This is a genomic window from Microcystis sp. M53602_WE12 (assembly GCF_030065455.1).
Taxonomy (GTDB): domain Bacteria; phylum Cyanobacteriota; class Cyanobacteriia; order Cyanobacteriales; family Microcystaceae; genus Microcystis; species Microcystis aeruginosa.
This window is the reverse complement of the sequence record NZ_JASJFB010000797.1, coordinates 1-2,474: the sequence shown is the minus strand read 5'-3', so window position 1 is coordinate 2,474 and position 2,474 is coordinate 1. Positions and strand designations below refer to the sequence as shown.

General features: G+C 36.5%; 1 protein-coding gene and 1 pseudogene. Both read right to left on the bottom strand.

Annotated features, from left to right (window positions below; genetic code table 11):
* Positions 1–249 (bottom strand): annotated as a pseudogene (locus tag PX482_RS24365) (DUF2834 domain-containing protein); the annotation flags it as partial.
* A 107-nt stretch (positions 250–356) separates the two neighbouring features.
* Positions 357–1,949, bottom strand: coding sequence for a hypothetical protein (locus PX482_RS24360; RefSeq protein WP_002761324.1), 1,593 nt, complete (start codon positions 1,947–1,949; stop codon positions 357–359).
* Between the last annotated feature and the right edge of the window lie 525 nt (positions 1,950–2,474).

Below are 2,474 nucleotides of genomic sequence, written 5' to 3'. Positions count from 1 at the left end.
GGCAAAAGCAAAGGGCCAAGCGATGATTTTTTGGTCACGACCATCGATAATTAAAAGGCTAGTGTAGATAATTGGCCAAACTCCCATCAGGTTAAAAAGAGCAATAATTAACGGGTTGATATCTTGCCATTTCCCAGTGGAAAGATCGATAATTAAATTCACTGTATCTGGTTGATCGGGGGGCGCTAGTAAAAAAGCGTATAATCCGAAGCCTAACCACAGTAAACCGAGAATAATTTTTGTTAACATGGGAGTAGATAATTAGGTTAATTGAGTAATGGATTTTTCATCGGATATTTTAGTACAAAAGTGATCAAAATGTCAAGCAAGATTACCTAATCAATGATCACTAATTTTTAGGGAAGACGACGAGGATTCATGGTTTCTCCTGGGGTAATTTCTGCACTTTTAGAGTGGAGTAAGCGAGTTTGTTCGAGGATAGTTTCTAAGTCTTCATCTGAGAATTCTTGTACATAGTTTAATTTGACTTCTTCCAGGAAGATAATTAATAACATCTCGATTCTTTCTAGACTGTGACGGGATTGTAATTCCCCGGCGAGAGATTGCCCGAAACGCTGGACTAATTGCTGAACTAAACGCTCAAAAACTTCGTCTTCCTGGGTAATCTTTTCAGCTATATTAACAAAGGATTGATACAATTGACTAGATAAGCGATTGCTCAAGTCAGTTTTTAACCCTTTCATGCCGGGTAATCGCAATAAGCTCTGATAAGCGGGAGTTTGACTGAGAATTTTCTCGATATTGTATTTAATTAAAGCTTCTGCTTCTGGTTTAACTTGCGGTAAAACCTTGTCAACGGTGCTATTAACTACTAACCGAAAAATTTCAATAACTTCATTAGTATCATTGAGATTATTATAGCCACCATTAAGGGATCGATTGAGAAAATTTTTCACTTGTCCCCGTCGAATATATTCCTGAATTTTATTAATTATTCTCAGGACAATTATCTCAGTAATATCTTTAGAAATTAGCGCAACTAAGCCTTTAATTGCCTGTTCTTTAATCAACCTTAAGTTAATAATTTTAACTTGATCTAGGCGAATAACGGTAGGAATAAATCGCAACCATCTCCAGATAGGAATAAACAGAAAAATATCGTACCATCGCCATAACATAGCCTCGCGCCAACGCAGGCCTTTATGAGTGCGAGCAATCCACCAAGTTCTCAGCATAAATTCCCAGAAAAAGATGGTACCAAATAAAAAATCGATCGCCTCAAAGTTATCTATCGGTCTCCCATCTTCTCCCAGGGGACGAAAATAATTAGTTTCTATTAAAGGTTGAATTTCTTGATTAAAAAACTTCAACTCTTTTTCCCAGCCATTTTGAATGAGATAATCCCAAGTCCAAAACTTCTGAAAGGCTGCTTTTGCGGAAACATTTTCTGTTTTAAAAACCCGCAAGCGCATTTTATTTTTAATCTTCTCTAAAGTCCCAGTTTTCTCCGCCAAGGCAAAGGGATTATTATCAATCATATTGACACTTTTTTGGCGCAAATTGTCTAAAATTTTCTCGATATCTTGGCGATATTCTTGCAGATTAAACTCTGGGTTAAAGAGCTTTTGATTAATTAGTTGATTAAGTTTATTAACCGTCTCTAAATATTCACTGGTACTGCGATAGGGTTTAATTCCTTTCACCACATCATACTTAGCGATTCCTTTAACAAAGGGAATTTCTAGGGGTTTATCGGGAGGTATTTGTAATTCTTGAAAGGAAATCAGCCCGAGTTTTATTGGTTCATTAAATCTTAATAAGGTTATTTGCAAGCGTCCCTGTAACCAAAAATCTCGCAGGGGAATATAGGTTAAATCGAAAATAACCAGAATATAATTACATAACACCAATAGGGCCATGCAAGTCTCAAAGAGATTGCGCGGGGAAAAACGACGGTTTCTGCTCACGGGGTTTTTAGTCAAAGTCATTAGCCTAGAAAGCACACTTTGACCATGGTAAACCGAAACGCCTAATTTTTGGGACCCAAAGCGATAGAAGTAGTGAAAAAAGAGCGGTTAAACTTGGTTCTGCCTCAGTAATTAATAGATGTAGTCTTCTATTCTGTGATAGCATCCTAGCAGATTCAGTTAAGTAGTTAAGTAGCTGGTTATAATTAAATTAAAAATGGATTTTAGGTTCGATCCCCCCTGCCCCTAGTGCTGTTTCATTTAAATTAAGTATAGCTGATTTTGAGTCAATAAATTTGACCGAAGATTCTCAAGTTTATCTTGTTCTAACCAAAAGAGTTAGTCACAATAACTAATCTTTAATCCTCTGCCAAATTTATTATGAATAAATTGATAAAGCTTGTTCCCAAGCCACTAAAAGCCTATCTCTCTTGAAATTTTCTGAGAGTACATCCTGTTAACTTAGCTAATTTTTCTGCTTCTTACGTCGATAAAACTATCAGTTTTTCCCAACGTTCAGCTAACCACCTCTGTCCCTCTGTTATT